General features: G+C 64.6%; 19 protein-coding genes and 1 pseudogene. 4 read left to right on the plus strand and 16 right to left on the minus strand.

Going from position 1 to position 26,256, the window contains the following annotated elements:
* Nucleotides 1–4 precede the first annotated feature (4 nt).
* Both imuA and lexA read right to left on the minus strand, forming a co-directional pair.
* Complete coding sequence (gene imuA / locus UCMB321_RS11625) at nucleotides 5–622, minus strand: translesion DNA synthesis-associated protein ImuA (protein ID WP_040066696.1); 618 nt, start codon at nucleotides 620–622, stop codon at nucleotides 5–7.
* Nucleotides 622–1,242: a transcriptional repressor LexA gene (lexA, locus tag UCMB321_RS11630; protein ID WP_040066698.1), complete on the minus strand. Its 621-nt coding sequence runs from the start codon at nucleotides 1,240–1,242 to the stop codon at nucleotides 622–624. Before lexA ends, imuA begins: the two co-directional genes overlap by 1 nt.
* 357 nt (nucleotides 1,243–1,599) lie before the next feature.
* Between lexA and UCMB321_RS11635 the strand changes: the two genes are divergently transcribed.
* Both UCMB321_RS11635 and UCMB321_RS11640 read left to right on the plus strand, forming a co-directional pair.
* Complete coding sequence (locus tag UCMB321_RS11635; RefSeq protein WP_040066699.1) at nucleotides 1,600–1,857, plus strand: Os1348 family NHLP clan protein; 258 nt, start codon at nucleotides 1,600–1,602, stop codon at nucleotides 1,855–1,857.
* A gap of 195 nt (nucleotides 1,858–2,052) precedes the next feature.
* Nucleotides 2,053–3,210, plus strand: coding sequence for an aKG-HExxH-type peptide beta-hydroxylase (locus UCMB321_RS11640; protein ID WP_040066702.1), 1,158 nt, complete (start codon nucleotides 2,053–2,055; stop codon nucleotides 3,208–3,210).
* Nucleotides 3,211–3,231: 21 nt separating this feature from the next.
* Here the strand turns inward: UCMB321_RS11640 and UCMB321_RS11645 are convergent, their stop codons facing one another.
* Nucleotides 3,232–4,248, minus strand: a complete 1,017-nt coding sequence (locus UCMB321_RS11645; protein ID WP_040066704.1) for a M14 family metallopeptidase — start codon at nucleotides 4,246–4,248, stop codon at nucleotides 3,232–3,234.
* A 226-nt stretch (nucleotides 4,249–4,474) separates the two neighbouring features.
* On the opposite strand from UCMB321_RS11645, the pseudogene UCMB321_RS30020 reads away from it, so the two are divergent.
* Nucleotides 4,475–4,903, plus strand: a pseudogene (locus tag UCMB321_RS30020) (TetR family transcriptional regulator C-terminal domain-containing protein); the annotation flags it as partial.
* Here the strand turns inward: UCMB321_RS30020 and UCMB321_RS31390 are convergent.
* The 7 genes from UCMB321_RS31390 to UCMB321_RS11685 all read right to left on the minus strand — a co-directional run bounded on the left by UCMB321_RS31390 (nucleotide 4,859) and on the right by UCMB321_RS11685 (nucleotide 13,597).
* The gene (locus UCMB321_RS31390) at nucleotides 4,859–5,863 is read right to left on the minus strand and encodes a DMT family transporter (protein ID WP_040066708.1); all 1,005 of its coding nucleotides are present in this window, start codon (nucleotides 5,861–5,863) and stop codon (nucleotides 4,859–4,861) included. The pseudogene UCMB321_RS30020 and the gene UCMB321_RS31390 sit on opposite strands and share 45 nt — an antisense overlap.
* Nucleotides 5,863–6,561 carry an ABC transporter permease gene (locus UCMB321_RS11660; RefSeq protein WP_040066710.1) on the minus strand — a complete coding sequence of 233 codons (699 nt, stop codon included), beginning with the start codon at nucleotides 6,559–6,561 and terminating at the stop codon, nucleotides 5,863–5,865. The genes UCMB321_RS31390 and UCMB321_RS11660 overlap by 1 nt, the downstream gene beginning before the upstream one ends.
* A 5-nt stretch (nucleotides 6,562–6,566) precedes the next feature.
* Nucleotides 6,567–7,280 (minus strand): ABC transporter permease, encoded by a 714-nt coding sequence (locus UCMB321_RS11665; protein ID WP_040066713.1) that lies wholly within the window; start codon nucleotides 7,278–7,280, stop codon nucleotides 6,567–6,569.
* 228 nt (nucleotides 7,281–7,508) lie between these two features.
* Nucleotides 7,509–8,291, minus strand: a complete 783-nt coding sequence (locus UCMB321_RS11670) for a transporter substrate-binding domain-containing protein (RefSeq protein ID WP_040066715.1) — start codon at nucleotides 8,289–8,291, stop codon at nucleotides 7,509–7,511.
* 27 nt (nucleotides 8,292–8,318) lie between these two features.
* On the minus strand, nucleotides 8,319–10,322 hold the full coding sequence (locus UCMB321_RS31595; RefSeq protein ID WP_040066717.1) for an aminotransferase class I/II-fold pyridoxal phosphate-dependent enzyme: 2,004 nt from the start codon (nucleotides 10,320–10,322) through the stop codon (nucleotides 8,319–8,321).
* Between the two features lie 153 nt (nucleotides 10,323–10,475).
* The gene (locus tag UCMB321_RS11680; protein WP_040066720.1) at nucleotides 10,476–11,894 is read right to left on the minus strand and encodes an aldehyde dehydrogenase family protein; all 1,419 of its coding nucleotides are present in this window, start codon (nucleotides 11,892–11,894) and stop codon (nucleotides 10,476–10,478) included.
* Nucleotides 11,895–11,965: 71 nt separating this feature from the next.
* Nucleotides 11,966–13,597 (minus strand): 5-guanidino-2-oxopentanoate decarboxylase, encoded by a 1,632-nt coding sequence (locus UCMB321_RS11685; protein ID WP_052451148.1) that lies wholly within the window; start codon nucleotides 13,595–13,597, stop codon nucleotides 11,966–11,968.
* Nucleotides 13,598–13,871: 274 nt separating this feature from the next.
* Between UCMB321_RS11685 and UCMB321_RS11690 the strand changes: the two genes are divergently transcribed.
* Nucleotides 13,872–19,499: a membrane-targeted effector domain-containing toxin gene (locus UCMB321_RS11690; protein ID WP_040066722.1), complete on the plus strand. Its 5,628-nt coding sequence runs from the start codon at nucleotides 13,872–13,874 to the stop codon at nucleotides 19,497–19,499.
* Between the two features lies 1 nt (nucleotide 19,500).
* Here UCMB321_RS11690 and UCMB321_RS11695 read toward each other — a convergent pair whose 3' ends face one another.
* The 6 genes from UCMB321_RS11695 to UCMB321_RS11720 form a co-directional block, all read right to left on the minus strand.
* Nucleotides 19,501–20,220, minus strand: coding sequence for a winged helix-turn-helix domain-containing protein (locus UCMB321_RS11695; protein ID WP_040066804.1), 720 nt, complete (start codon nucleotides 20,218–20,220; stop codon nucleotides 19,501–19,503).
* 120 nt (nucleotides 20,221–20,340) lie between these two features.
* Nucleotides 20,341–20,973 (minus strand): TetR family transcriptional regulator C-terminal domain-containing protein, encoded by a 633-nt coding sequence (locus tag UCMB321_RS11700; RefSeq protein ID WP_040066725.1) that lies wholly within the window; start codon nucleotides 20,971–20,973, stop codon nucleotides 20,341–20,343.
* Between the two features lie 48 nt (nucleotides 20,974–21,021).
* On the minus strand, nucleotides 21,022–21,723 hold the full coding sequence (locus tag UCMB321_RS11705; protein ID WP_040066727.1) for an NAD(P)H-dependent oxidoreductase: 702 nt from the start codon (nucleotides 21,721–21,723) through the stop codon (nucleotides 21,022–21,024).
* A gap of 256 nt (nucleotides 21,724–21,979) precedes the next feature.
* Complete coding sequence (locus tag UCMB321_RS11710) at nucleotides 21,980–24,067, minus strand: acetate--CoA ligase family protein (protein ID WP_040066728.1); 2,088 nt, start codon at nucleotides 24,065–24,067, stop codon at nucleotides 21,980–21,982.
* 18 nt (nucleotides 24,068–24,085) lie between these two features.
* Nucleotides 24,086–25,246, minus strand: coding sequence for an acyl-CoA dehydrogenase family protein (locus tag UCMB321_RS11715; protein WP_040066729.1), 1,161 nt, complete (start codon nucleotides 25,244–25,246; stop codon nucleotides 24,086–24,088).
* A gap of 18 nt (nucleotides 25,247–25,264) precedes the next feature.
* A complete protein-coding gene (locus tag UCMB321_RS11720) occupies nucleotides 25,265–26,056 on the minus strand; it encodes an enoyl-CoA hydratase/isomerase family protein (RefSeq protein WP_040066730.1) in 792 nt (263 codons plus the stop codon).
* Between the last annotated feature and the right edge of the window lie 200 nt (nucleotides 26,057–26,256).

A 26,256-nucleotide genomic window follows, 5' to 3' on the forward strand; every position in this document is an offset into this window, starting at 1 on the left:
GACCTCAATGCCCTGTGTTGAAGGCAATCGGTGCCGAATGCGCCAGCCCGCCCCGGCACTTGAGCACGCGCAACTGGGCGGGCCGGCCTTCGACGGCAAGCCGCAGGGCCGCCGGTGACGGATTGATCGCCTCCTCCAGCGAGCGGTAGGCGAAGGCCAGGGTCTGGCCGCTTTCCGCCGCCACCTGCAAACGCCGCAAGGCCCGGTCGTCGACCTGTTGCGGCCAGCACAGCACCGCCCCGCAACTGCCGGAGCGCAGGCACTGTTCGGCCGCCCACAAGGCATCACGCGCTGCCGCCTGGATCACCGACAACTGCCGCAGGTCCACACCCGCGCTCAACCACGCCTGGGGATAGGGCACATGGGGCGGCGCCACCAGGACGATCCGTTCGCCCCGGGCGGACAGGCGCGCCAGGGTCGGCCAGACCAGTTGCAACTCACCGACACCCTCGCCGGCGATCAGGATTTCGCTCAAGGCCGACTCTGGCCAGCCGCCACCGGGCAATACCGCATCCAGCGCGGCATGCCCGGTCGATGGCAGGCGGGGGGCCTGTACCGCGGGCCGACCTTTCCAGACCCGGCGCTCGTTCAGCAGCGAATCCAGTGCAACCACGGCGCCCATCACCCTGGCCTCACCAGGCCGCAGAACACGCCTTCGATGGCCAGTTCCTGATGCTCGGGGTCGATGACGATCGGCTCATAGGCCGGATTGCGCGCCAACAGGCGGATGCCCGTGGCACTGCGTTCGAAGCGCTTGATGGTGACCTCGCCGTCGAGCCGGGCCACGACGATCTGGCCGTTGCGCACCTCGCCCGTACGGCGTACCGCCACCAGGTCACCGTCGAGAATCCCATCGCCGATCATCGAGTCGCCCTGCACCCGCAGCAGGTAATCCGGTGTGCGGGAAAACAGCGTCGGGTCGAGCAGCAGCCGGCGATCCACCTGGGCATCGACATCGATGGGCCGCCCCGCCGCCACCCGGCCCAGCAGCGGAATATCCAGCAACTCGGCCCGGGGCGCCTGATCGAGCAGGCGGATGCCCCGCGCCTGATGGGCATTGACCTCGATAAAGCCGGCCTCGGCCAAGGCCACCACGTGCTTGCGCGCCACGCTGCGGGAGGCGAAACCGAAGGCCTCGGCGATCTCGGCGAGGCTCGGGGGCTGACCGTTTCGCACGATGCGCTCGCGGATGAAGGTCAGGATGGCGGTACGGCGGGGGCTTAAAGTCGTCATGGAGTACATTTGTACTCCTGTGAGATTTTCCTGACAAGAGCCGTCAGTCAGAGACAGGACCCCGGGCGCCACGACGCCGTGAAAACCGAATGGCCGGGCCCGGATGGCATCACCGGCATTCGTTTTAATGTACGAATAAAACTACAGAACTATCCCACATATAAAACACTGTAAGAATTTTCTACAGACATTATCAAGACACTTTCAAAGCCCGCCCCTGAAACTTTCATAAAATTAATAACCTCAACATTGAAAAACAAAATCACCTTGCTATATTCACTCGCACATCCCTCTTGTTAAAACAGCCTTCCGGCCTGTTATTTCGCCTTGTGCCCTAAAAGTTTCAACCGTTATCTGGAGATCACCATGCCCGCGTCCAATACAAACAATCAGGAACGTCTCGCCGCTATTCTGGGGCGCGCAATCAGGGACGAGTCATTCGCCAAGGAGCTGCACAAGCATCCGGCCAATGCCGCCAAATATATGGGCATGATCCTGCGTATCGACGAGGTGGTGGCGTTCAAGGGCCTGGACGTTGCCCAGTTGGCGACGACCTCGACAATCCTGCGCAGCCCTCTCGCGCCTCACATCACCTTCGACCAGCAGCGGATTCGAATGGATTAAACCTGCGCAAACACGCTTGATGTATCACAAGGGTAGTGATCGTGAAGTTATTACCCCGCCACTGCCGTGAATCAATTCCCACGGACGGTTATTGATTCCCGCCACTACCCAAGTACGGTCAAGATTTAAAAATCCAATACGTCTATTTCTTGAAGGCGCGTCATTGCGCGCTCGTCATTCATCGAGTCAGATCCCATGGACGCCCACATGACCACCCGGCCGCAACCCCAGCTCGACGACCTCTTCCAGCACAACACGTTTTTACCCGACGCCACCCCGGACAGGTTTCACCGCCTGCTGGATCGGCTCAGCCAGCAGCGCTACAGCACGTTCGCGGCACTCTATGCCGAATGCTTCCAGCGCTTTGAAGGCAGCGCCCGGCTCAATCCGTTTTTCGCCTGTGCGACGAACCTGATCCTGCTGCCGGTCGCCCAGCGCCGCCTGATCATCAACGACCCGGTGTTCCGGATCTGGATGGCCCTGGCGTTCCAGCATGCCAACGCGGTACTGAGCGGGCACACGGACAACCCGTCGTCCTTGCAGGGCATGCTGCTGGAACTGCCGGCGGTCCTGCAACGCATCACCCAGACAGCGGCCGACCACCAGTACTCGAACCATCCGCCGATCCGGCGTTTCAACGTCGATCCGCTGATCGCCGCCGCGACACCGCCCGGCTATGAATTCCCCGAGGACGAAAGCACGCGCCGGCAGCTGGAGCGCAGTGGTTACTCCATCCATTTCTTCCGCGACGTGGTCAGCGTCGCCCTGTCACGCATCGCCAACACCTGGCCGGCCTGCTACGAGCAGTTCCGGCACCTGGTCAAGCTGATCTGCTACCTGCCCGACGGCACCTTCCGCAGTTGTTCGGCGGCGCGCTATACCGGCGCCATCCTGTTGTCGGCCAAGGACCACTCGATCCTCGACATCGAGGAGTCACTGGTCCATGAAACGACTCACCAGTTACTGTACAGCCTGGTTGAAGTCTGCCCGATCATCGATGAACAACGCGCCGGGGAACGCCTGTTCAGCCTGCCCTGGTCCGGCCTGCAGCGCGATCTCCAGGGTTATGCCCATGCCTTTTTCGCCGCGCTCGCCCAGGTCAAGTACCTGGAGCGCGTGCGTCAGCGCCCGGCCGCGGAGATGCAGCAGGCGGAAGAACGGATGCTCGGTATCCTGCGTGGCCTGCTCAAGGCCCTGCCGGAACTCGAGGCCTGCGACGACTTCTCGCCCCGTGGGCGGATCCTCCTGGACAATCTCGCCCAGGAGGTGCATGCCCTGCGCAACCGCCATGCCGGCCTGCTGAGCCGCCCCACAACAGTAGGTCCCCGCTCGGCCCTGGGCATGGCCATGTAGGCGCCGCCCATGGCGTGTGGCCTAGTTGGGATCGAGCAAGCCGCCCGCCCAGTTGCGCGACACCCGGCTGCCGGTGAACTTCGCCACCACCGAGCCCTGCGCTATCAGGCGGTCCCGGTAGCGGGTGACCATCCGCCCGGCCTGGGCTGCGTGCAGGATCACTTCGGAAGAGGCGTCCCCCGGACGCCCGAGGATCCGGGCAAACCGTTGCCCCTCCTCGACGAAGTCGCCCAGTTCCTTTTCGAAGACCAGCACCCCGGGCCGTGGCGCCAGAATCGTCTCCATATGCCCCATCTCCACCGCTTGCACCGGCCACTGTGCCAGCGGCCGTACCTCGTCGATCACCCCGACGCTACACAACCAGGCGTACAAGCCGTCGGCATCCTGCCCGGCCAGGCGATCGCTGACATCGGCCTGGCCGCGCAACTCCAGGGTGGCGGCGAAACGCTGCGCGGTATCGCCGTCGCGTAGCCAGGGCGCGATGAGGGTTTCCTCGAAAGAACCGTCACCGCCCTCATCCCAGATAATCGCCAGGTCCATCTTCAGCGCCGCCGCCAGCGCCCGGCCCCTGGGCCAGAACGCACGATGGACATAGACATAGGGCAGCGCTTCGTCATCGGTATGCAGGTCGAGCACCAGGTCCGCCGTGGCCGCCAGTTCCACCAGGCTTTTTTGCCAGTGCTGGACATTGGTCGCCGGCCGCCGCAACGCCTGCGACTGGTCGAACGAGCGGTTGAAATTCTGCCCGGTGGCGTCATGAAAACGCCCGAGAATCCGCCCCTGGCGGAACTGCCCGATGCCCAGCGGGTTGGCCTGTGGCACCAGCGTCACGCTGCCCTTGAGACGACCCTCCGACTCGGCTTGCCGAAGGCGCGGCATCAGCAGGTGCAGCACCAGCATGCCGGCGATTTCATCGGCATGCACCCCGGCCTGCACATGCACCTTCGGGCCGTTGCCGGCGCCGTCGAAACGCCAGGCGCCAACCCGCAGGTCCTCGCCGTTGTTACCCCGGACATTGAACGAAATATCCTGCGCCATCCCCTTGCCCTCCCCTCATGAGCGTTGAAAATCAGTTCGTCGCCAGCCTCGACAGTGGAAATTGAACGTACGTTCAACTAAGCTCGCCGATCTGGCACCGCATCCAAGGACTCCCGTGAGCACCGACACCCGCAAATTCCGTCGCGCCGAACCCGACGAGCGCCGCGACCTGCTGATCGCCGCCACCCTGCGCTGCCTGGCCCGGGACGGCCATGCCGGCATCTCCGTGCGCCGCATCGCCAGCGAGGCCGGCGTCTCCGTCGGCCTGCTCAACCACCACTTCGGCAGCATCGATGCACTGATCGCCGACACCTACCACAAGCTCGCCAGCGAGCTGACCAGCACCCTGCACGAGGAGGTGCGACAAGCCGGCAGCGCCGCCGAAAAGCTCGACGCCTTCCTGGTCGGTTCCTTCTCGCCACGGATCATGGACCCGCAACTGCTCGGGGTCTGGGTGGTGTTCTGGAGCCTGATCCGCCACTCCGGGCACGTCAGCCAGTCCCATGAAAAAAGCTATCGCGCCTACCTCGACCTGATCCGCCAACTGCTCGACGACTTGGCCCGCGCCGAAGGTTTCACGATCCACGACAGCCGCCTGGCCGCCATCGGCCTATCGGCGATGCTCGACGGACTCTGGCTCGAGTGGTGCCTGAACCCCGAGACCTTCAGCCCCGCCAACGGCCTGCATATCTGTCGCTGCTGGATAAAGGGGTTGCGTCACGGAGCATTCGGCACCGACGACGTCCTGTGAGGCGTGGCGGCCGAAGACCATCGCCAGGGTGCCGCTGAGCGCGATCAGCCCGGCGCCGATGATCAGCGACACGTCCATCAGCGTGCCCCAGATCAGGCTCGACAGCAGGAACGCCCAGATCAGCCCGGTGTACTCGAACGGCGCCAGCAGGGTCGCGGTGGCCCGCTGGAAACTGGCGAACAGCAGGAACTGGCCGATGCCGCCCACCAGCCCCGCCCCGAGCATCCCCAGCCAGGCCGGGGTCGACGGCGGGGTGTGGGCCCAGGGCAGCGCCAGCGCCATGCAGATGACAAACACCCCATTGGTGATCAGCATCTGTTCCAGCACCGAGGTCTGTTCGTCCACCTGCCGCAGCTGGATGTAGGTAAAGGCCCAGCACAGCGCCGCCAGCAGTGTCAGCACGATGGGCCAGGGGTCGGCCATGTGGCTCGGGCGACAGGCGATCACCACGCCGCTGAAACCGATGACCAGGGTGAACCATTGCCAGCCCGTGGCGCGCTCCTTGAGGATCAGCGCCGCCAGCACCGTGACCATGATCGGCGCGGAGAAATACAGGGTGGTCATCTCCGCCAGGGTCAGGTCCCGCGCCGCCGTGTAATACAGCAGCCAGGCGACGATCGACAGCAGCCCGCGCACCACCAGCAGGCGCCGGCTGGGCGACTGCCAGGCGCGCCGGACCAGGCACAGGCGCCCGGCCAGCAGGCAGGCCACGACCACCACCAGGCCGCGCCAGAACAGCACGGTGATCACCGAATAATCCGCCACCAGCCACTTGATCGCGGCGTCCTGCAAGGCCAGGAAGGCATACCCCAGCGTGCACAGGCCGATGCCCTGCAGCGAACGATCGACCCGTGGCGTCGTCATCAGACCGACCTGCGCAGCGGCGTCCCGCGCCGTTCGGCGAAGGCAAACAGCGCCTCGATCAGGAAGGTCAGGCAGACATAGACCCCGGCCACCAGCAGCAACGGCTGGTAGACCTGCAGGGTCTGCGCGCGCACCACGTTGGCGGCCCCCAGCAGGTCGATCACCGCAATGGTCGAGGCCAGCGCCGTGGACTTGAGCAGCATCACGCTCTCCCCCGCCAGCGTCGGCAGCAACAAGCGCAGGGCCCGCGGCAGGCGCACCCGCAACAGCGACTGGCGCGGCGTCATGCCAAAGGCCGAGGCCGCTTCCATCTCGCCCTTGGGCACCGCCAGCAAGCCCCCGCGAATCACTTCGCCGACATAGGCACCCACCGACAGCACCAGGGCGAACACGATGTACCAGTAGCCGTCACGCAGGTAGGGCCAGAGGAAACTGCCGCGAATCAGCGGAAACTGCGCGAACAGGCTGCCCAGCCCGTAGTAGAAGATGTAGATCTGGATCAGCAGCGGCGTACCGCGCAGCACGCTGGTGTAGAACAGGCTGGCCTTGGCGACCAGGCGGTTTTTCGACAACCGGGCCAGGGCCACCAGCACCGCCAGCACGAACCCCAGCACACTGGAGATCAACAGGAGGCTGATGCTCGTTTGCAAGCCGCGACCCAACAAGGCCACGTATTCAAATATCCACGCTGGAATCATTTCATTCACTCCGCCAAGGGCATCCAGCGACGGATACGTCGCTCGAACCGTGCCGACAGGCAGTTGGACACCAGCGTCACCGCGTAATACAGCGCGGCAGCGGTGAGGTAGAACAACAGGTAGTGGCGCGTCGACCCCGCGCCCTGCTTGGCGGTGTACAACAGCTCGTTGGTGCCGACCACGCTGATCAGCGCACTGTCCTTGATCAGGTTGATCCACAGGTTGGCCATCCCGGCCATGGCATAGGGCGCCATGATCGGCAGCGTCACCCGGCGGAACAGAGCGAAACCGCTGAGGCCGAAGGCCCTTGCCGCCTCGATCTGGCCATAGGGAATCGCCTGGATCGCCGCCCGGAAAATCTCCGAGGCATAGGCGCCCTGAACCAATCCCAGCACCAGGATCGCCGCCAGCGGACCGCTGACATTCATCGCGTCGTAGCCGAGCTGGGCCAGCCACGCGTTGAGCAGCATGGAACCGACGTAGTACAACAACAGGATCAGCAACAACTCCGGAACCGCCCGGAACAACGTGGTGTAGCCGCGCATCAGCGCCGCGATCGGTTTCGGCGCGCCCAGCTTGAGGCACGCCACCACCAACCCGATGAGCAGCCCGACCGCAAAGGCCCCGGCCGATATCTGCAGGGTCATCCAGAGCCCCTTCAACAGCGCACTGCCCCATCCCTGTTCGCTGAAATCGATCAATTCGAACATCGCTGGCATTTCAGTCTCCAGTCAGCGGCCTTGAAAGCACCACCTCACCTGTGGGAACCGGGCTTGCACTCATACCGGTCAACCAACCTTGCAATACAAACCCTGTGGGAGCTGGCTTGTCGGGACGCCGCATCGCAGCGATGAGGCCCTTAAGCCTTGCGGTGCTCATCCAGACGCCATCGCCAGCAAGCTGGCTCCTACACAGGTTCTGCGTTTTCCATAGGTTTTTTGTTCAGGTCAGAACGCAGGTTTCACACTGGTACCGAAATAGCTCTGGGAGAGCTCGTCATAGTCCTTGCTCGCCAGCAAGGTCTTGATCGCCTTGTCGAGACGGGCCTTGAGCTCGGTGTCATCCTTGCGCAGGCCGGCGCCCACGCCCTTACCGAAGATCGGGTCATACGGCACCGCGCCCAGGTAGGCCAGGTCCTTGGCATCGGCGGTCTTGATGAAGGCCACCATGGCCGTGGCGTCCGCCATCATCAGGTCGATGCGCCCGGCAATCAGGTCGGCGTTGGCCGAATCCTGGGTGTCGTAGTACTTCACATCGGCGATCTTCTCGTAGTAGGCCTTCAGGTAGCTGGCACTCACGGTCGAGTTCTGCACGCCGATGATCTTGCCCTTGAGGTCATCCGGATACTTCTTCACCGAAACGCCCTTGGGCCCGACCAGCGCGACCGCCGAATCGTAGTAGGCCTTGCTGAAGGCGATCTGTTTCTCACGCTCCTCGGTCACCGACATGGAGGAGAAAATCACGTCGATCTTCTTCGCCAGCAGCGACGGGATGATCCCGTCCCAGGCCACTTCCTTGATCTCGCACTCGGCTTTCATTTCGCTGCACAGCTTGTGGATCAGGTCGACTTCAAAGCCCTTCCATTCACCGTTGGCCTGCTTCTCGGTGTACGGCGGATAGGGTTCTGCCGCGACCGCGAATCGGATGGGTGCGGCCTGCGCCGCACTCATGCCGGCCAGGAGGACACAGGCCACGCCCGTCAACCAGTTTGCCAAACGTCGATTTCCCATGATGTTGCCTCGTTTTTTTTATATGCGTTAGCGAGTCTGATGAGCGTTGACGAATTGCCGGCAACGCTCGCTGCGTGGGTGTACGAACACTTCATCCGGCGAACCGGTTTCCTCGATCAGCCCTTGATGCAGAAAGGCCACTTTGGAAGAGACATCGCGTGCGAAGGCCATCTCATGGGTCACCAGGATCATGGTCCGGCCTTCTTCGGCGAGGGAGCGAATCACCCGCAGCACTTCCCCGACCAGTTCCGGGTCGAGTGCCGAGGTGGGTTCATCGAACAGCATGACCTTGGGCCGCATGGCCAGGGCCCGGGCGATCGCCACCCGTTGTTGCTGTCCCCCGGAGAGAAACGCCGGGTACTCGTTGCGCTTGGCCGCGAGGCCCACGCGTTCAAGCAAGGCTTCGGCCCGTTCAGTGGCCTCGGCACGGCTCTCACGCAGGACCTGGGTCGGCGCTTCGATGAGGTTCTCCAGCACCGTACGATGGGGCCAGAGGTTGAAGTTCTGGAACACCATGCCCAGGCTGGAGCGGATGCGCACCAGCTGCCTGGCATCGGCCACCAGCGGCGCGCCAGGCCGGTCGAAATTCAGGTGAATGCTTTCGCCGTCCACCAGGATCCGGCCCTGGTCCGGCACTTCGAGCATGTTGATGCAGCGCAGCAAGGTACTCTTGCCCGAGCCGCTGGCGCCGATCAGCGAGATCACCTCGCCCTCGCGAGCCGTCAGGGACACGCCCTTGAGCACCTCGATATTGCCAAAGCGCTTGTGCAGCCGGTCGACCTCGATCATGGTCCTGGTCGCGGCCGGTTCCGCGGCGCTTTCAACCGTCACGCGGCTGATCGGCGGCCGGGGCGCTTCGCCCATGAGTCCCCGGACAAACTCGCGGATCCGCTGGCAGGCCTGGGCCAGGCGTTCCTCGCCGAGGGTGAAGGAGATCCGCACAAAGCCTTGCGCCGGCTCACCGAAGGCCGCCGCATCCAACACCGAGACCCCGGCCTCGCGAAACAGACGCCAGGCAAACTCCAGGGAGCTGAGTCCGGTGCCGCGTACATCCACCAGCACGAACATGCCGGCATCGGGCTTGAGTACCGTAATCCCCGGGCAAGCGGACAGGCCCTCGACCACCAGGTCGCGGCGCCGGCGATAGATCTCGCTCATCCCCTGGGTCACTTCATCGTGGGCCTGCACCGCCTTGAGCGCGGCCTCCATGACAAACCCCGGCAGGCCGTAGAGCATGCTCAACACCAGAGTTTCGGCATGGCCGACCAGGACCGGGTCGGCGACCAGCCAGCCGATCCGCCAGCCGGTCATGGCGTGGGACTTGGACAGGCTGCCGATGGTCACGCAGCGCTCGGCCATCCCCGGCAGGGCCGCCAGGCTGACGTGCTCGCGCTCGAAGGCCAGGCTCTCGTAGACCTCGTCGACCACCACCCAGAGGTCATGGGCGATGGCGAGGTCAGCGATGCCTTGCAGCTCTTCGCGGCTGAGCACCACGCCGGTGGGGTTGTTCGGGTTGGAGAAAAAGATCGCCCGGGTGCGCGGCGTGATGGCCTTGGCCAACCGCGCGGCATCGAGACGAAAACCGGCGTCCGCCTCGCACGGCACCCGCACCAGGGTCGCACCGGAGGCCTTGAGGGTGGCCTCGTAGGTCACGTACATCGGGTCCAGGGCAATCACCTCGTCACCGGCACTGAGCAGGCACAGCGAAGCGATGAACAAGGCGTTCTGCGCGCCGGCCACGGTGATCACGTTTTCGGCTTGCAACGGGCGCTCCAGGCGCTGGCTGTAACGCGCGGCGATGGCTTCGCGCAGGGCCAGGCGACCGGCGATTTCGGTGTAGTGGGTGTCGCCTTCGCGAAGCGCCTGGATGGCCGCCTCGGTGATGAAATCGGGGGTAGGGAAATCCGGGTCGCCGACGCTGAGGATGATCACATCCTCGCCACGACGCTGGGCTTCGAACGCTGCGTGATGAATATCCCAGGCGGCGACGCCGTCACCGCAGATCCGCTCGACAAAAGGTGAAAACCGCATGCCAGTGCCTCGTTCTGATTGGAAGAAACGCAAGCCCGCAACCCGCCGGGATGGAGCCAACATAGTCGAAGCTGAACAGTCGTTCAACAGGAAAGATCGGTCAGCTTCGCGTTCAGCGCAAACAGGTCGTTTTCACGACAGTCGCGCCGCTTTTCAGCACTGGATCGCCTTGGTCTCGACGAATTCCGCCAGCCCTTCCTCACCCCATTCGCGACCGTTGCCCGATTGCTTGTAGCCACCGAACGGGGCCCGGTAGTTGAAGGCGGCGCCGTTGACAAAGCACTGTCCGGCGCGCAGCCCGCGCGCCAGCTCCAGAGCCCGCGCCGGGGTGCCGGCCCAGACCGCGCTGGACAAGCCGAAGGGCGATTCGTTGGCCAGGCGCACGGCCTGTTCCTCGTCCTCGTAGGGCAGCAGGCACAGCACCGGACCGAAGATTTCTTCCTGGGCGATGCGCATGCCGTTAGCGACCTCGGCGAACAGCGTGGGACGCACGTAGAAGCCGCGTTCCAGTCCGGCCGGCAACGAAGCGCCACCACTCAACAGCCGGGCGCCCTCCTGTTGGCCGACGCGAATGTAATCGAGCACGGTGCGCCGCTGGGACGCCGAGCACATCGGCCCGAGAAAGCTCTGCGGGTCCAGCGGGTCGCCGACCTTGAGGCTTTCGCTTTCGGCCCGCGCCAGCTCCAGCGCCTCGGCATAGCGACTGCGGGGAATCAGCATGCGGGTCAAGGCGGTGCAGGTCTGCCCGGAGTTGATCATCACGTCCTGCACGCCATGGCGCACGGCGGCGCCGAGGTCGGCATCGGCGGTGATCAGAAAGGGCGACTTGCCGCCCAGCTCCAGGCAGACCCGCTTGACCGTCGGCGCGGCGGCCATCGACACCCGCACGCCGGCGGCGGTCGAGCCGGTGAACGAGACCATGTCCACGTCCGGATGCCGGGCCAGGGCTTCGCCGACCTTGGCACCGGGTCCGCTGACCAAGTTGAAGACCCCGGCCGGCAGGCCGATAGCGTCGATCATTTCGGCCAGCAGGAAGGCATGCAGCGGGGTTTCCTGGCTCGGCTTGACCACCACCGTGCAACCCGCCGCCAGGGCCGGCGCTAGCTTGCCGATCAGTTGATGCAGCGGGTAATTCCACGGGTTGATAAAGGCACAGACGCCCACCGCTTCGCGGATCACCAGGGAGTTGCCGACTTCGCGCTGCTGCTCCATCAGCGCGGCGATTTCGGCGTAGCTGAGCAAGCCCTCCAGCGGACCGTCGACCTGCACCGACTGGCACCATTGCACCGGCATGCCCAGCTCGGCGGTGATCAGCGCGGCCATCTCCCCGGCGCGGGCCTTGAGTTGCTGGCCCAGCGCGAGGATATAAGCGGCGCGCTCACTGGCCGGGGTTCGCGACCAGTTGGGAAAGGCCCGGCGTGCGGCGGTGACGGCGTGTTCGACATCCCGTTCATCACCGAGGGGGACGTGCCCGGTGATGGCTTCGGTCGCCGGGTTGATCACCTCGGCGACACCGCTGCCATGGGGCATGACCCAGTCACCGTTGATATACAGATGGGTGTAGGTGCTCATTGTTATTGTTCTCCATCAGTCGGTCTGGAAAGTCTGTCTGGCAGTGTGGCGAGCGGGCTTGCCACAAAGACTCAGCGAGCGCAGGCGTGCTTCAGCTCGATCAGGGTCACACCGGCATGGGCGAAACCCGCCCGCAGGTCGCGCTCCAGCTCATCCAGGCTCAGCGGCTCGCACACGGTGCAGCCGAACGCCCGGGCCAGCAGCGCGAAATCCGGATTGCGCGGCAATACCCCCACCGGCTCGATATCCAGGTTGAGCATGTCGTCGCGGATCTGCCCGAGGGCGTCGTTGTTCCAGAGCAGCACCACCAGCGGGCTGTCCAGCTCCTCGACGGCGGTGGCCAACTCCTGGACCGTGTAGAGAAAACCGCCATCCCCCACCAGCACCAGGGCGGGACGCTGCGGGGCGCCGAACTTGGCACCGATCCCCGCCGGCAACCCGTAACCCAGGGTGCCGTAGCCGGTGGGGTGCAACCAACTGCGCGGGGCCCGGCTGGCAAAGGCGTAGTTGCCGGTGTAGGCCAACTGGGTCATATCACTGCTGATCACGGTGTTCGCCGGCATCGCCGCCGCAATGCGGTCGAGAATGTGCTGGTGGATGCTCTGCAACGGAGCATGGCCGGCGCGCACAGCGGCTCTCAAGGTCGCCACCGCCGTCACCGCTTCCCGGGCATCCCGGGGCTGCAGCGGCAGGCGTGTCAGCAAGTCGGCGAGGGTCTGTTGCGCATCCCCGTGCAAGGCCACGGCACAGGGATAGAAATCGTTGAACTTGCGCGGGTCGATATCGACCCGGATCACTTCGCCACTCAGCGGCAGGCGTTCACGCCAGTAATCGGTATCGGCCATTTCGGTGCCGACCGCGAGCACCACATCGGCTTGCGCGATCAGTTCCCAGCCCGGCTCGACGCACAGGCTTGAACCGGCATTCAACGGCGCATCCGGGGCCAGCAGACCTTTACCGGCGACGCTGGTGAACAACGGCGCGGCCAGGCGTTCGCTCAAGGCCTGCAATTGGGCCCCGGCGGCCAGCGCGCCGCCACCGGCGATGATCATCGGCCGCCGGGCCTGTTGCAGCCGCCGGGCGGCCTCTTCCAGTGCCTGGGCGCTCGGCAACCCGCGCCCGGGGCGGCGCACAACCTCATGGCTCCAATCACGGCTGATCGATCCGGCCAGCACATCCAGCGGCACCGAAATATGCACCGGGCGCGGCCGCTCGCTGTCGAACACGGCGAAGGCGCGGGCGATCAGTTCCGGCAGGTCATCGGTGCTCAGGGCCACCGCGGAAAACGCGGTGATGGGCGCGGTGATCGCCCGCTGGTCCTGGGTTTCATGCAGACAACCCCAGCCTTTGCCCAGGCTGGCAGTGTGGTTGACGCTGGAAATCACCAGCAGCGGAATCGAGTCGGCGTAGGCCTGGCCGATGGCGGTGGCGGCATTGGTCACGCCGGGGCCGCTGATGATGAAGCAGACACCGGGCTTGCCGCTGACCCGGGCATAACCGTCGGCCATGAAACCGGCACCCTGTTCGTGGCGGGTCAGCACATGCCGGATGCCGCTGCCGGGCAGGCCGCGATACAGCTCCAGGGTGTGCACGCCGGGAATGCCGAACACCGTGTCGACACCATAGTGGGCCAGCAGGCGTACCAGGGCCTGGCCGCCGGTGAGCGGGGTGGAAGCAGCTTGCGGGGTCGATTGGGAGATCATGGTAGCCCTCGTCTTGTTGTTCTGCGTGATGGGGGACCGCTCGACGATATTAAACACTTGTTCAATAGCATGGCAATCCTTTCACGGAGCCCCCAAAAAAGCCGCCAATTCGATCCAACCCATTGTTTTAAAAAGCAATAAACCCATCGCTGATTGCGCCCGGCGCGGACCTGTTACATCTTTGAACATCCTCGCCTCCAGCATTAATTACCGCCCGCCGCCTTGGGCTTGCGCGTTGAATGACGTCCATCACGCAACGACAAGGACCCTCGACATGAGCCCTCCGATCACCCCGAGCGAGCCCCCCGCAGGCGCCGCCGCGTCGGTTTCACTGGAACACGCCATCGAGCATTTTCTCCGCGACCTGCCCGACGAGACCGCCCGACGCATTCGGCTTGCCAGCGGTATCGACAGCCCCGCCTTGCGCGCCGCCTACAGCGAATCCCGACAGGTGCCGGCGCTGCTGCTCGACACCCGCGCACGCTTCGAACTGGAGCAGGAGATACAGCACTTCATCGACGGGCTGAGCCATGACCCTGCCCCCATCTCCGGGGTGACGTCCCTGTACTGGCAGTTGCAACTGGTCAGCCTGGAACTGATCTGGCCAGCGACGAGTGTGTTGCAGGTGTACGACTCCCCCGGGGATTCGGCCGCCGCCGAGTACGGCCCCGACCTGTCACCCAGCCTGCCGAGGGTGCGGGTCAGCCGGGCCCGGGTGCTCGATGGCACGCTGTGGAGCAGCGTTCTGCAACACATGAGCCCGGCCCAGAAAGAGTCACTGCTGGGCGCGCAGTACGCCACCCTCGAGACCCAGTTGTCGGCGCTCAAGCGCAAGGCTGCCCCCCTGCTGTCCTCTCGCCGGGAGGAACTGTTCGACAACCTCCATGCCTTCAGGCAGCAATCCCGTGATCCGCTGGTGAATCTGCTGCGCACCCGAATCCCCTTGCTCTCCCTGTCGGCGGCCCAGGAACTGCTCGCCAACTCGACCGAGCCTGACCTTCAGTCGCTGAAACTGTCCGAGGGCGAACTGAGCGAGCGTCAACGGCTCGACGCCCACTGGTATCTGCAAGAGGAACGCCTGAACCAGGCCTATGAGGGTCTCTTTCTGCAGAGCCGGCAGCGCAACGACGACACTCACCGGCTGATACTGCACACCCTCGCCACCTTGCCGAACTGGCCGCCGAGCGGTGTGCGGCTGGACCTGCGCGACCAGACGCCGGACGGCGCCCTCCTGACCAGCGTCGGCGACCCACAGGCACAACAGATCCACCTCATCCTGCGCCGCGATGGCCACTTCACCCTGCATGCCGCCGAAGGTCTGGTGCAAGCACCGAAGCCCGACCTGCCCGCGGTCCTGGCGACCCTGCCCGACTCGCTGCGCAACCGACTCGGCCTGACGGACCGCCAGGCCATCCAGCGCCTGCTACGCCAGCACCCTCCTCTTTCACGCGCCCATCTACGCGCCTTGCTAGGACTCCCCCCCATGGAACCCTCACACCGTCTTTCCGATGGCAATGGCTACCAACAGGATCCCTCCACCAGCTTCGCCGCCCCCGACCCACTCGCCCAGAGCCAGCGAGCCACCTTCGATGCCCTGGCCGCCACCAATGAACGCACCCTGCTGCTGGCGCGCCAGCAGCCTAATTTCCGCTGGTTCGCCGCGCTGCTCCTGGGCCGGCAACTGGCGCGCGACTTTCCCCAGGCGGCCTCGAAGGATCCCGATGGGATCTTCCTCAACACCTATGAGCAAACCCTGTACTGGCCCCTGTCGGACACCGAAGAACGCGGCGAGCAGGTCCGCTATCGCGCTGTCAGGCAGTCGCGCACGCTGACGGAGGTCTTTACCCGGCACCTGGCCGGCAATGTCCAGACGTTCGACCCGGCCACGAACGGCTTCTACGCCAACCCAACCGACGCCTACGCCGAACAGCAACTGAGTGGCCTGGACCTCGGGCGCTTCGGCAAAACCCTGGATGACGCGAGCCTTGGCTTCGACACGCGTCTTGCAGAACACCTGGACAGTTTCTGGATCAGTGCCGCGCCGCTGCTGCGGGAAAACCTGCAGACCCAGATTCGCCTGGAAGCGCAGTTGCGCGAACTGGATCTGAACCTGGATAAAAGCAACCGGGAGGACCTGGAGCGGGTCCTGGACCACCCCACCCATGAGCAACGCCTGAAAAAATTCCCCGGGAGCGGGCCGGTTCATGTCTACCGGATCGCCTTGCAACCGCAGGGCCTGATTCTGCAAGGCTGCCTGGTCATCACCCGCAGTCCCGATGAGGACACTTACAAACTGCCTGCGTTGCTCTATCAGATCGGTCGCGGCCTGGAGCAATTCACTTCGTTGCAGGCACTGAGGAAGAGCCTGGTCCAGCGCCTCGATGACGAGGTCGAGCGCGAATCGCTGCTCGATCTGCTGCCGCAGAGCCAGCGCACCTGGAGTCCCGCGAGCGCTGCCGATCGCAGCGCGCCGTTCAGCTTCCGGATCGAAGAAGGCGATCCCTTCCAGCGCCTGGTGGACGGCCTGCTCGCCAAGCAGAAAGCCGATTTCATCGATACCTGGCGCTTCGCCAAAGGCGCTCCGGGCCTGCACAATGATGTCGGCGAGTTCGCCCGGCAAGTGAACGGCGCCATCAGCCTGGCCAGGTTGCTGGATATCGTCCCGGTCCTCAGGCGGCGCAATCGCGACCTGATGTTCAGCGACCTGTTGAACCGAATCAACAGCATCAGCCCGGACGAACAGACCCGACTTGCCGCCTTGTGGCGGCCCACCCTGGAAGCCAACCCGGTCCCGGCTTCGCTCAGCGACCTGCCGGTCCTCAAGGCCTACGCCGCCGGTCTGCTGAAGACTCATCTGCAACAGCACTATCCCCAGGTCCTGATCGCCCCCGACAACATCGTGGTGCATGTCACTCGCACCACCCACCACCTGAGCCCGGCCTGGCAAAGCCATCCACCGGTCGACAGGGTACGTGCCCCCCGCAGTCTGTCGTTGACAGCCCTGGCGCTGGAGAACATCAAGGGCGTGCGCCTGGGCGAAACGGTCCGTTACAAGGCCGAAATCAGCAATCCGACAGGGCCTGCATTCAGCCTATCGGACAGCCAGGTGCGGGGTATCGTCACCGCCGTGGACGCACCTGGCCGCTACAAGACGCTGCTTGAGCAGAAACTGCTGGGCCCGGACCATGCGTCGCTGCGCGCGACCTGGCTCGAAGGGCAACGGGCACGGATGAAGCTGCAGGCCTATGTCGCGCGCCTGAGCGGGGATTTTCTCGATCCCAAGGACAGCGCCCTGGAGCGTGGCTACAGGCGCATCGAACATCTGCTCAAGTACCCCTCGGCACAGCGCCGCCCGCTGCTGGATGGCTACGCGGTCCACGCCAACTACCTGATGCTCGGCGGTACGGACCAGGCACGCAACGGCATGACCATCGACGAGGTACTGGTCATCAGCACCAACGCCCCCGCCAGCACCTTGTTGCTCTACACGCCGCAAGCTCCCGATGGGAAAGCCTGGCGCGAGCTGGCGGATGCCTCGGCGATCAAGGCGTTGCTACGCCGGCAAGACTGGAAGAACTACTGTATCGCACGGGCCGCCCGGAACGAACAATGGGACCCAGCCAAGCTGTTCGCCCGTCAATTCCCGCTGGTCCGTTACGTTCCCATCGAAGGCGATCTGTTCACCACGCTGTACGAGGCCAGGGCCAGGCATCTGATCAACAGCGTGGAATACTTCGCAGCCAGCAACCAACGGGTGGGCAGTGAAACGCTCTGGTACTGGATCAACGCGGGCTGGCGCTTCGTCATGGAGGTAGTCCTCGCCGCTGCCCCCTTGCAGCTCAGCCTGCCGGTCTATCTGTTGCGTGGCATGTACGGCCTGGCCAACTTCGGCCAGGCACTTGCCCTGGGTCATCATCAGGAAGCCGAGGAGGCGCTGATCCAGACGCTCCTTGACGCCGCGGCACCCTTTCCAATGCAACCGATCAGGCCCCTGTTGCGGCAGCTACGGTCGCTTCCCGGCGCGAAGACTTCCCGTCTGGTCAAGACCAGCCGGATCGGCGACGACGGTCTCCGAGAATCGCTGCTGACCGCGGAGCCTTCGACGGCGACATCCCTCAGGTCCCTGGCCTCGGACCTCAAGGACTATGAAGTTCGCACGCCGCCGGAACTGGACTATACCCGCAACGGGCTGTTCGTCGACCGCGCGACACGCAAGGAACAGTACGTGAAACTGGAAGGCAAGTGGTACCGCACCGGCTCCCGGGGTGACAAGCGCTACGTGCTCAAGGAACACTACTGGGCGGAAGACATCGAGCTCGTCCAGGTCGGCAACCATTGGCAGGCCCTGCCCAGGAATCGCCTGCTGGGCGGCGCACCCGAGACGGTCGGCACCGCACGTTATGAGATCCCGGCCGCTCACCGGGGGGCGCTCGAAGAGATCATTCGCTCGACCACCGCAAGGCTTGATCCTGCTTGGGTTGTTCCGAGTGCTACCGCACTGGAGCGGCAGGCCGCCGCGCAAGTGCACTCAATCTCGCAACGGTTGCTTGAAGACGCACACAGTTTCTTCGCCGAAAGACCGCTCCCCGTGGCCAGAACACTGGCGCCCGACCTGCTGGAGGCCGGGCTGGCAACACAACTGATCGGACGTGGCTACCGGACCGGGAACGGTATCGTCCTCAGTGCCGCCTACCGGGGAAGAGGCGGCCGCAGGTTCCTGATCGACAACATGCAGTCGCTCGCCACGGAACACCAGGTCAAGACCCTGTACCTGGAAAACCTCCTGACGGACTTCGACCAGGTTCACCTCAATGATTTCCATCGTACCGGCGTCATGCCCCAACGCCTGAGGGACACACTGAGACGGCAGGATGCCGCTCAGGGCATCGACCCGAACGGCCCGCACGCATTGCATGAGGTGATTCGCAGCGCCCAGGAGAATGGCATTCGCGTCCAGGCGCTCGACTGTGCCACGAGCTACCGCCAGGGCCTGGGCGGCTACACCCCGGATCGGGCCAAAACCCTGAAATACTATGGCCGCCAAGTCATCATTGCGGACCAACTGCAACAGGGCCCGCATCGCTGGATGGCCCTGACCCAGGACTCACACGCCGGCGCCCTGCGCCGCGAGCCGGGCCTGGCCGACCTGTTGGGGGCCGTCAACCTGCGAACTGTCGATGTCGGCGGGCAACCCTTGCCGTTGCGCGTCCTGCGTGATCCAGGAGAGTTCACCCAAGGCAAATACGCACAGGATATCCAGCCAGTACAAGGCGATGCGAAGCTGGAAGTGAACGTGGCGCCCCAAGCTCTGCCCCAGGTACCGAAGCCTCACAGGGGGCTGCTGATCAAGCCCGGGGATTTCCTACTCGAACAAACCGGCGATCAGTACACGATCGTCTACCGGCCGATCGATCCCCAGAACCCTGGACGCCAGTTGGTCGCGCGGGAGCAGCCGGTGATACGGAGCCAGCTTCCCGACGGTTCAGAGGTGTTTCATATCGATCTCGAGGGCCCTCTGAACATCAAGATCCGTGGAATCCAATACAAAAGCATTGACGACCTGATATGGGTACTCAAGCAAGCCGATATGCAACAAGTGGTCGAACTCAGCAGCGTCAACTACCTGCGCCAGCCCAGGCTCGACACCCATCCAAAACTCACCCAGGCAGGCATGTTCACTATCGAAATGGCCCCGCAGGGGCCTGTGATCATCAATCGTTCCAAGAACCGCGCCCTGGTCACGACGCTTATCCGAACCGACAGGGGCACTGGCAAGTTCTATATCGTTCATCCGCGCTGGGGATTCAACGAAACCCGGCTGTTCGCCAGCATCGACGACCTGAGCCAGGCGCTGGTCAAGGAGGTGGCGCTGGTACGCCTGGTCGAATCCACCAACGTCTGATTCAAGCCGCCCTTGAGGTCCGGGCGGTGAACAGATAGCCCGCCCCATGGATGGTCATGATCAGTTCCGGCGCGGCCGGGTTGTCATGGAGCTTGCGCCGCAGGCGCCCGACCAGGACATCGATGGAGCGGTCGCTGGGCAGCCATTCGCGGTTGCGCAACTGCTCCATCAACTGGTCGCGGCTCAGCGTGTGGCCACTGTTGCGCATAAACACGTTGAGCAACTGGAACTCACCGTGGCTGAGCAGGGTTTCACTGCCGTCGCCGGCCTTCAGGCGACGGCGGTCGGCGTCCAGGGTCCAGTCGGCGAAATGCTCGAGGTGCGGGCTGGACAGCGTCGACATGACCGGTTGCAGGTGACACACCCGGCGCGTCAGGTTGCGTGCACGGGAAACCAGCTCGCGCAGATTCAGGGGCGTATCCAGGTAGTCGTCGGCACCGCACTCCAGGCCGGCGATCCGCTCGGCATCGTCGTTGTGCTCGCCGATGAGGATGATCCCGATCTCCGAGCGCTGCCGCCATTGGCGGGTCAGGTACAGGCTGTCCGCCCCCGGCAGCTGCCTATCGAGCAACACCAGCGCCACCGGGGAATGGCTCAGGCAGGCCTCGGCCTGCTCGGCGGAGTCGACACAGTGAACTTCATACCCATCCTGGGTCAGACACGCCTCCAACTGTTCACGGATCAGCCGATCGTCCTCGACGATCAGCACGCGCGGCATCACCTTCATGACCTGGCTCCTGTTCGTGCCGCGAACGGCCGATGCTTGGAATTATGCGAAGCGGTAGGCATTTGCGATGCACTGTAGCGCTTGTTGAACAGTTGATCAACAAGCCGCGAAAAGCTATTGGATGAAACGCCGGTAGCCGCCCATTTGCAGGCCATCGACCCAGGCTTCACAGATCTGCACGCCCTGGGCCGGGGAAAAGGTGCTGGGGTTGAGCCCGCATTCCAGCCACAGGCCGTCGAGCAAGGCGCTCAGGCCGATGGCCGCCAGGCCGCTATCGAACCCGCTCCAACCCTCCTCTTCGGCCAGTAGGGTCAGGGCATTGCCCACGATGGTGCGGTACTCGCCATAGGAGTGATCGTGCGCGCGGTTGATGGCCTCGGCGGTTTTCACCGCGCCCCAGAACGCCAGCCAGGCTTCGAGCAGTTCGGGGTCGAGCAGGCGCTCGGAGAACGACGCTTCGAAAAACGCCGACAGGTGCCGGCGGGCGCCACTGCCCGCCTTCGCCACCGAGTCGCGCAACAGGCCCATGACCTGCCCGGTGATCTGCAGGTAGGCATCGGCCACCAGTTCGTCCTTGCCGGCGTAGTGATGGCTGATCAAGCCCACCGACACCCCGGCTTCGGCGCAGATCTTGCGGATCGAGGTGCCGACAAAGCCGTACTTCTTCAGGCAACGCAAGGTCGCGGCGACCAGATTGGCCTTGCGCAATTCGGGGTCCATACGCAGAAAACGCGCTTCCTCGGCCATAGTGCTCCTGCCCTCTTCAAGGTCGATGGCTGACTGTACAACGTCATGTCAGCGGATGGGATACAGCGCCTCGTCGAACTGTGCCAGGCGCGGGAAGACCAGGGGACTGTCCTGGTCGAGGTTTTCCAGGCGCTGATGGTAACCGACCAGGAATTGCTCGCGGGCATCGGCACTGATATAGGGCACGTGCCAGGCCACGAACGGCGGCAGCACGTCGAGTCCGACATAGGCCAGGGTGCCACGCAGCAGCGGGCGCAACATGTCTTCCAGTGGGCCGTGGATCGCGTCCTCGCCGAACATGTGCTCGCGCCCGCCGAGGGTGACGCTGACCAGCGCTTTCTTGCCCGCCAGGCCGCCCTGGTCGTAGAAGCGCTTGCCGCCGTAGCAGACGCCGGACACCAGCACCCGGTCGATCCAGCCCTTGAGGATGGCCGGCACGGAGAACCAGTAGATCGGGAAATTGAGGATCAGCAGGTCGGCCCAGAGCAGCTTGTCCAGTTCCTCCTGGATGTCCGGGGCGAGGCTCCGGGTCTTGACGCCGAGCCGTTGTTCCAGGGCGTAGACCAGGTAGTCGGGGTTGTCCCGGGCGGAGAAGTCCTCGGCGCTGGCGACCGGGTTCCAGTGCATGGCGTAGAGGTCGGACACGTTCACGGTGTGGCCCTGGGCTTGCAGGGTCTGGACCGCCTGGTCACGCAGCGCGGCGGTGAAGGATTGCGGTTCGGGGTGGGCGTGGACGATCAGTACGTTCATAAGGGGTTCCTGGGGGTCGAAAAATCTGTTTTCAGATCGGTCACTTATCTTGAAAACACCTTCCCCCTGTAGGAGCCGGCTTGCTGGCGATGAGGCCCTTGAATCATGGGGTGACCGTCAGGCCGCCATCGCTGGCAAGCCAGCTCCTACAGGGTTTTGCGTAATGCACAGAATCCGTGTTTGACGCCGGACTGTAGGAGCAGGCTTGTCGGGGCGCCGCATCGCAGCGATGAGGCCAGCAAGATCGCCAAAAACCTCAAGCCAGACGAATCAAGGCATCCACCGCCACCGCGCCCTCAGCGTTGACCAGCAGCGGATTCACATCCAGCTCCAGCAGCGCTCCGGCGTTTTCACAGGCGTAGTCCGCCACCGCGCGAATCGCCTTGACCAGGGCCAACATGTCTACTGCGGGCCCGCCACGAAAGCCGGTCAGCAGCGGCGCACAGCGCAAGCCCAGCAGCGCCTGGTGAATGGCCTGGTCGGTGGTCGGCAGCAACAGGCTGCAACTGTCCTTGAGCAACTCCACCAGAATCCCCCCGGCGCCGATCACCAGCGCCAGGCCGAAACCGGCTTCGCGCTTGATGCCGACAATCAGCTCCGCCAACGGCGCCGAGGCCATGCGCTCCAACAGCACCTGGTCGAAGACCAGCCCCGGCGCATGCCGGGCCAGGTTGCCACGCATCGTCTCGAGCGCGACCTGCAACGCCGCCTCGTCCTTGAGGTTGAGGGCGACGCCACCGGCCTCGGTCTTGTGCGGCAAGTCGGCGCTGACCACCTTGAGTACCAGCGGATACCCCAGGTTGCGCGCCTCGGCCAAGGCCTGCTCCGGAGGGCACAGTCGACCTTCGGGCAACGGCAGGCCGAAGAGTCGCAAGGCCTGCTTGGATTGCCATTCATCCAGCAGCCGGCCGCTGCCCGCCCACGCGCGGGGGCACACGAGCGCCAACGCCGCCTCGCCCCCCGCCAGCAAAGCCTCGCGCCGACGGCGGTAATGCGCGATCCGGCCCCAGGCCGCCAACCCATCCTCCACCCCTTGCAGCGCCGGTACGCCGTGTGCGTGCAGACGCTCGCGGGCATGGGCCGGCAGCAACTCGGGAAAGGCCGAGGCGACGAAACCGCGCTTGCCATGCCGCTCCAGGCATTCGCAATACAGCTCCAGCAAGAGGTCGCACTCCTTGCGCTCGCCGGTAAATTGCGCCGGATAATCGAGCACCAGCAAGGCGGCATCGGCCGGGGTACGCAAGGCACTTTCCAGCATCTTCTCCAGGGCGTCGCGATCGCCCCAGATCGCCGTGGTGAAGTCCAACGGATTGACCAGGTTGGCGTAGCCGGGCAGCACCTGCGCCAGCTCGCTGCGCTGGCCGTCGTCCAGTGCGGGCAAGGTCAGGCCGTTGCGCTCGGCATAATCGGCGATCAACCCCGCATCGCCACCGGAGCAGGCCAACCCGGTCAGGCTCGGCCCCGCCGGCAAATGACCGCAGGCCGCGGCCTTGAGGGTTTCGACAAAACTCACCGGGCCACTGACCCGGATCACCCCGAGGCGCTCGAACAGGCTGTCATACAGCGCATCGGAACCGGCCAGGGAACTGGTGTGACTGAGGGCCAGTTCGGCACCGATCTGCGAAACCCCGGTTTTCAGGGCGATCACCGGAATGCCTTTCTCCAGCGCCTTGTACGCGGCACGGGCAAAGCCCTGGACGTTCTTCAAGCCTTCCAGGTGCAGGCCGATGGCGGTGACGCGCGGCTCATCGAGCAGCACATCCATCAATTCCGCCACGCCCAGTTGCGCCTGGTTCCCCACCGAGGCCATGTAGGCCAGGGGCAACGAACGGTCGCTCATGGACAGGTTGTAGGCGAAGTTGCCACTCTGGGTCAGCACCGCCACGCCCTTCTCCACCGCCTTGCCGCCATGGGCCACGGGCCACAGAGCGACGTTGTGCAGGTAGTCGAGCAAGCCGTAGCAGTTGGGCCCGAGCAGCGCCATCTCGCCCGCCGCCTGCAGCAGTTGTTCCTGCAAGGCCTGCCCCGCTTCACCGGTTTCGGCAAAGCCGGAGGCATAGCAGATCGCCCCGCCCGCGCCCCGGGCCGCCAGTTCGGCGACGCAGGCCAGGGTCAGTTCACGGTTGGTGGCGATAAACACCGCGTCGGGTCCACAAGGCAGGTCTGCGACCGACGCCACGCAGGGAATGCCGTCGAGCTCGGCATGCTGCGGGTTGACCAGCCACATCCGGCCCTGGAAGCCGCCGTCGGCGCAGCGCTTGAACGCCCGCGCCATGCTGCGCCCGCCGACGAACGCCAGGTGGCGCGGCGCGAGCAGGCGCTTGAGGTTGTCTCTGATGGACATCGTGTTCTCCTGGTCCGATCAGCGCAGCAGTGGCCGCAGCAGTTCACGGGAAATGATGTGGCGCTGGATTTCCGAGGTGCCTTCCCAGATCCGCTCGATCCGCGCATTGCGCCAGATCCGCTCCACCGGTCCTTCGTCCATCAGGCCCATGCCGCCGAAGATCTGCACCGCTTCGTCGGCGGCACGCCCCAGCACTTCGCTGGCGAACAGCTTGGCCATGCCGGCCTCGCCGTCGGTCATGGTGCCCTGGTCCATTTTCCAGGCGGTGTGCAGGGTCATCAGTTCGGCAGCGCGGATTTGCGTGGCCATGTCCGCCAGCTTGAAGGAGATGCCCTGGTAAGTGCCAATGGCCTGGCCGAACTGCTTGCGATCGGCCGACCATTGCAGCGCCACATCCAGCGCGCGCTGGGCCTGGCCGACACAGTTGGCCGCGACCATCACCCGGCCGGCGGTCAACCAGGCATTGGCGACCTCCCAGCCCTTGCCGACTTCGCCGAGGACCTTGGAGGCCGGGACGCGGCAGTCGTCGAAGAAGATCTCGCTGGTGTGATAGCCGCGGTTGCTCACGCATTTCGGGCCACGGCGAATGGTCATGCCGGGGGTGTCGCGGTCCACCAGGAACGAGGTCACGGCGTTGCGCTTGCGGCCGTTGTGTTCGTAGGTGTCGGTCACCGCGAAGACGATGGCGAAGTCCGCATGCCCGGCATGGCTGATGAAATGCTTGCTGCCATTGAGCACGAAGTCATCGCCATCGCGTACCGCGCGGGTCTTGATCGCGTTGGCATCGGAACCGGCGCCCGGTTCGGTCAGGGCGAAACAGTCGACCTTTTCACCGCGCACGCACGGCAACAGGTAGTCCTCAATCTGCGCGCCGGTGCAGGCCATCAGGATCTTCGAAGGCCGGGCGACGAACACGTGCAGCGCCCAGGACACCTTGGACAGCTCGCGCTCGATCAGGGCCTGGGACAGGTAATCGAGACCGCCGCCGCCGACTTCCTCCGGCATGTTGAAGGCATAGAAACCCGCGGCAATGGCCTTGGCGCGAATCTGCGCGGCCAGCTCCGGCGGTACCGCGTCGGCGCGGTCAACGGCTTCTTCATGGGGCAGCAGCTCTTTCTCGACAAAGCTGCGCACCGCGTCGACCAGCATGTCCTGCTCTTGGGTCAGTTGGAAATTCATGGAATACCTGCTGTTCGATTACTGGCCGATAAAATGGGGGAGGCGTTTTTCCACGGCGGCCTGCAGCGCTTCGGCGCCATCGCGGCTGCGGCCGCAGAGCAGTCCGGCGGCCTGTTCGGCCTGGAGCTGTTCGGCCAGGCTGCGCTGGACGCCGTCGCGGATCAGCACCTTGGTCTGGGCAAAAGCGAAGGTCGGACCCGCCGCCAGTCGAGCGGCCAGTTCGGCGACGGCGGATGGCAGTTGCTCATCGGCGCAGACCTCACTCACCAGGCCCGTGGCCAGGGCGCGGTCGGCGCCCCAGAGTCCGTCGAGGAACAGCAGGCGCTTGGCCTGCTCCGTGCCGATCAGCCGCGGCAGGTGCCAACTGGCCCCGGCGTCCGGCGAATAGGCCATGCCGGTGTAGCCGGCCTTGAACCGCGCCGATTGCGCGGCCAGGCGGAAATCGCAGCACAGGCTCAGGTCCATCCCGGCCCCCACCGCCGTACCGTTGATGGCGGCAATGGTCGGCTTGGCGAAGCCGTGCAGGCGGTTCATCAGGACATGGGCGGTTTCGGTCCAGCCGTAGCTTTCGAGGATCCCGCGGCGTTCGGCATCGGCCCATTCGGCGAGGTCCGCGCCGGCGCAGAAGCTGCGTCCGCTGCCGGTCAGCACCAGTACCCGTACCGCCGGGTCGGCGGCGTGGCGATCGAGCAGGTCGATCAGTGCCTTGAGGGTGGGAATGTCCAGCGCATTGCGTTGCTCGGGACGGTTGAGGGTGATCCGGGCGATGCCGGCCTCGACCGTGTCGAGCAGTGTCGGGTGGGAGGTCATGAAGGGCCCTCGTCTTGTTGTTCTTGAGCGTGAGGTGAAGTGCTGGCGTCGATACTAAACAAGTGTTCAGTAAGACCGCAATCTCTCGGAAAAATCCGGGGAGCGCCGGATTTAAAGGGCAAGTCATTGATTGAAAATGAGATTTATAAAATCGAAAGCGATGCTGCGGGCAAGTTGTTACATCTTCGAACAACTCCCCC

This window comes from Pseudomonas batumici (assembly GCF_000820515.1).
GTDB lineage: Bacteria > Pseudomonadota > Gammaproteobacteria > Pseudomonadales > Pseudomonadaceae > Aquipseudomonas > Aquipseudomonas batumici.

Coding starts and splice junctions, on each gene's coding strand:
- UCMB321_RS11660 (WP_040066710.1), bottom strand. CDS start 6,561: ATGATTCCAGCGTGGATATTTGAATACGTGGCCTTGTTGGGTCGCGGC.
- UCMB321_RS11635 (WP_040066699.1), top strand. CDS start 1,600: ATGCCCGCGTCCAATACAAACAATCAGGAACGTCTCGCCGCTATTCTG.
- UCMB321_RS11720 (WP_040066730.1), bottom strand. CDS start 26,056: ATGACCTCCCACCCGACACTGCTCGACACGGTCGAGGCCGGCATCGCC.
- UCMB321_RS11690 (WP_040066722.1), top strand. CDS start 13,872: ATGAGCCCTCCGATCACCCCGAGCGAGCCCCCCGCAGGCGCCGCCGCG.
- UCMB321_RS11715 (WP_040066729.1), bottom strand. CDS start 25,246: ATGAATTTCCAACTGACCCAAGAGCAGGACATGCTGGTCGACGCGGTG.
- UCMB321_RS11645 (WP_040066704.1), bottom strand. CDS start 4,248: ATGGCGCAGGATATTTCGTTCAATGTCCGGGGTAACAACGGCGAGGAC.
- UCMB321_RS11680 (WP_040066720.1), bottom strand. CDS start 11,894: ATGAGCACCTACACCCATCTGTATATCAACGGTGACTGGGTCATGCCC.
- lexA (WP_040066698.1), bottom strand. CDS start 1,242: ATGTACTCCATGACGACTTTAAGCCCCCGCCGTACCGCCATCCTGACC.
- UCMB321_RS31595 (WP_040066717.1), bottom strand. CDS start 10,322: ATGCGGTTTTCACCTTTTGTCGAGCGGATCTGCGGTGACGGCGTCGCC.
- UCMB321_RS31390 (WP_040066708.1), bottom strand. CDS start 5,863: ATGACGACGCCACGGGTCGATCGTTCGCTGCAGGGCATCGGCCTGTGC.
- UCMB321_RS11670 (WP_040066715.1), bottom strand. CDS start 8,291: ATGGGAAATCGACGTTTGGCAAACTGGTTGACGGGCGTGGCCTGTGTC.
- UCMB321_RS11710 (WP_040066728.1), bottom strand. CDS start 24,067: ATGTCCATCAGAGACAACCTCAAGCGCCTGCTCGCGCCGCGCCACCTG.
- UCMB321_RS11705 (WP_040066727.1), bottom strand. CDS start 21,723: ATGAACGTACTGATCGTCCACGCCCACCCCGAACCGCAATCCTTCACC.
- UCMB321_RS11665 (WP_040066713.1), bottom strand. CDS start 7,280: ATGCCAGCGATGTTCGAATTGATCGATTTCAGCGAACAGGGATGGGGC.
- imuA (WP_040066696.1), bottom strand. CDS start 622: ATGGGCGCCGTGGTTGCACTGGATTCGCTGCTGAACGAGCGCCGGGTC.
- UCMB321_RS11640 (WP_040066702.1), top strand. CDS start 2,053: ATGGACGCCCACATGACCACCCGGCCGCAACCCCAGCTCGACGACCTC.
- UCMB321_RS11700 (WP_040066725.1), bottom strand. CDS start 20,973: ATGGCCGAGGAAGCGCGTTTTCTGCGTATGGACCCCGAATTGCGCAAG.
- UCMB321_RS11685 (WP_052451148.1), bottom strand. CDS start 13,597: ATGATCTCCCAATCGACCCCGCAAGCTGCTTCCACCCCGCTCACCGGC.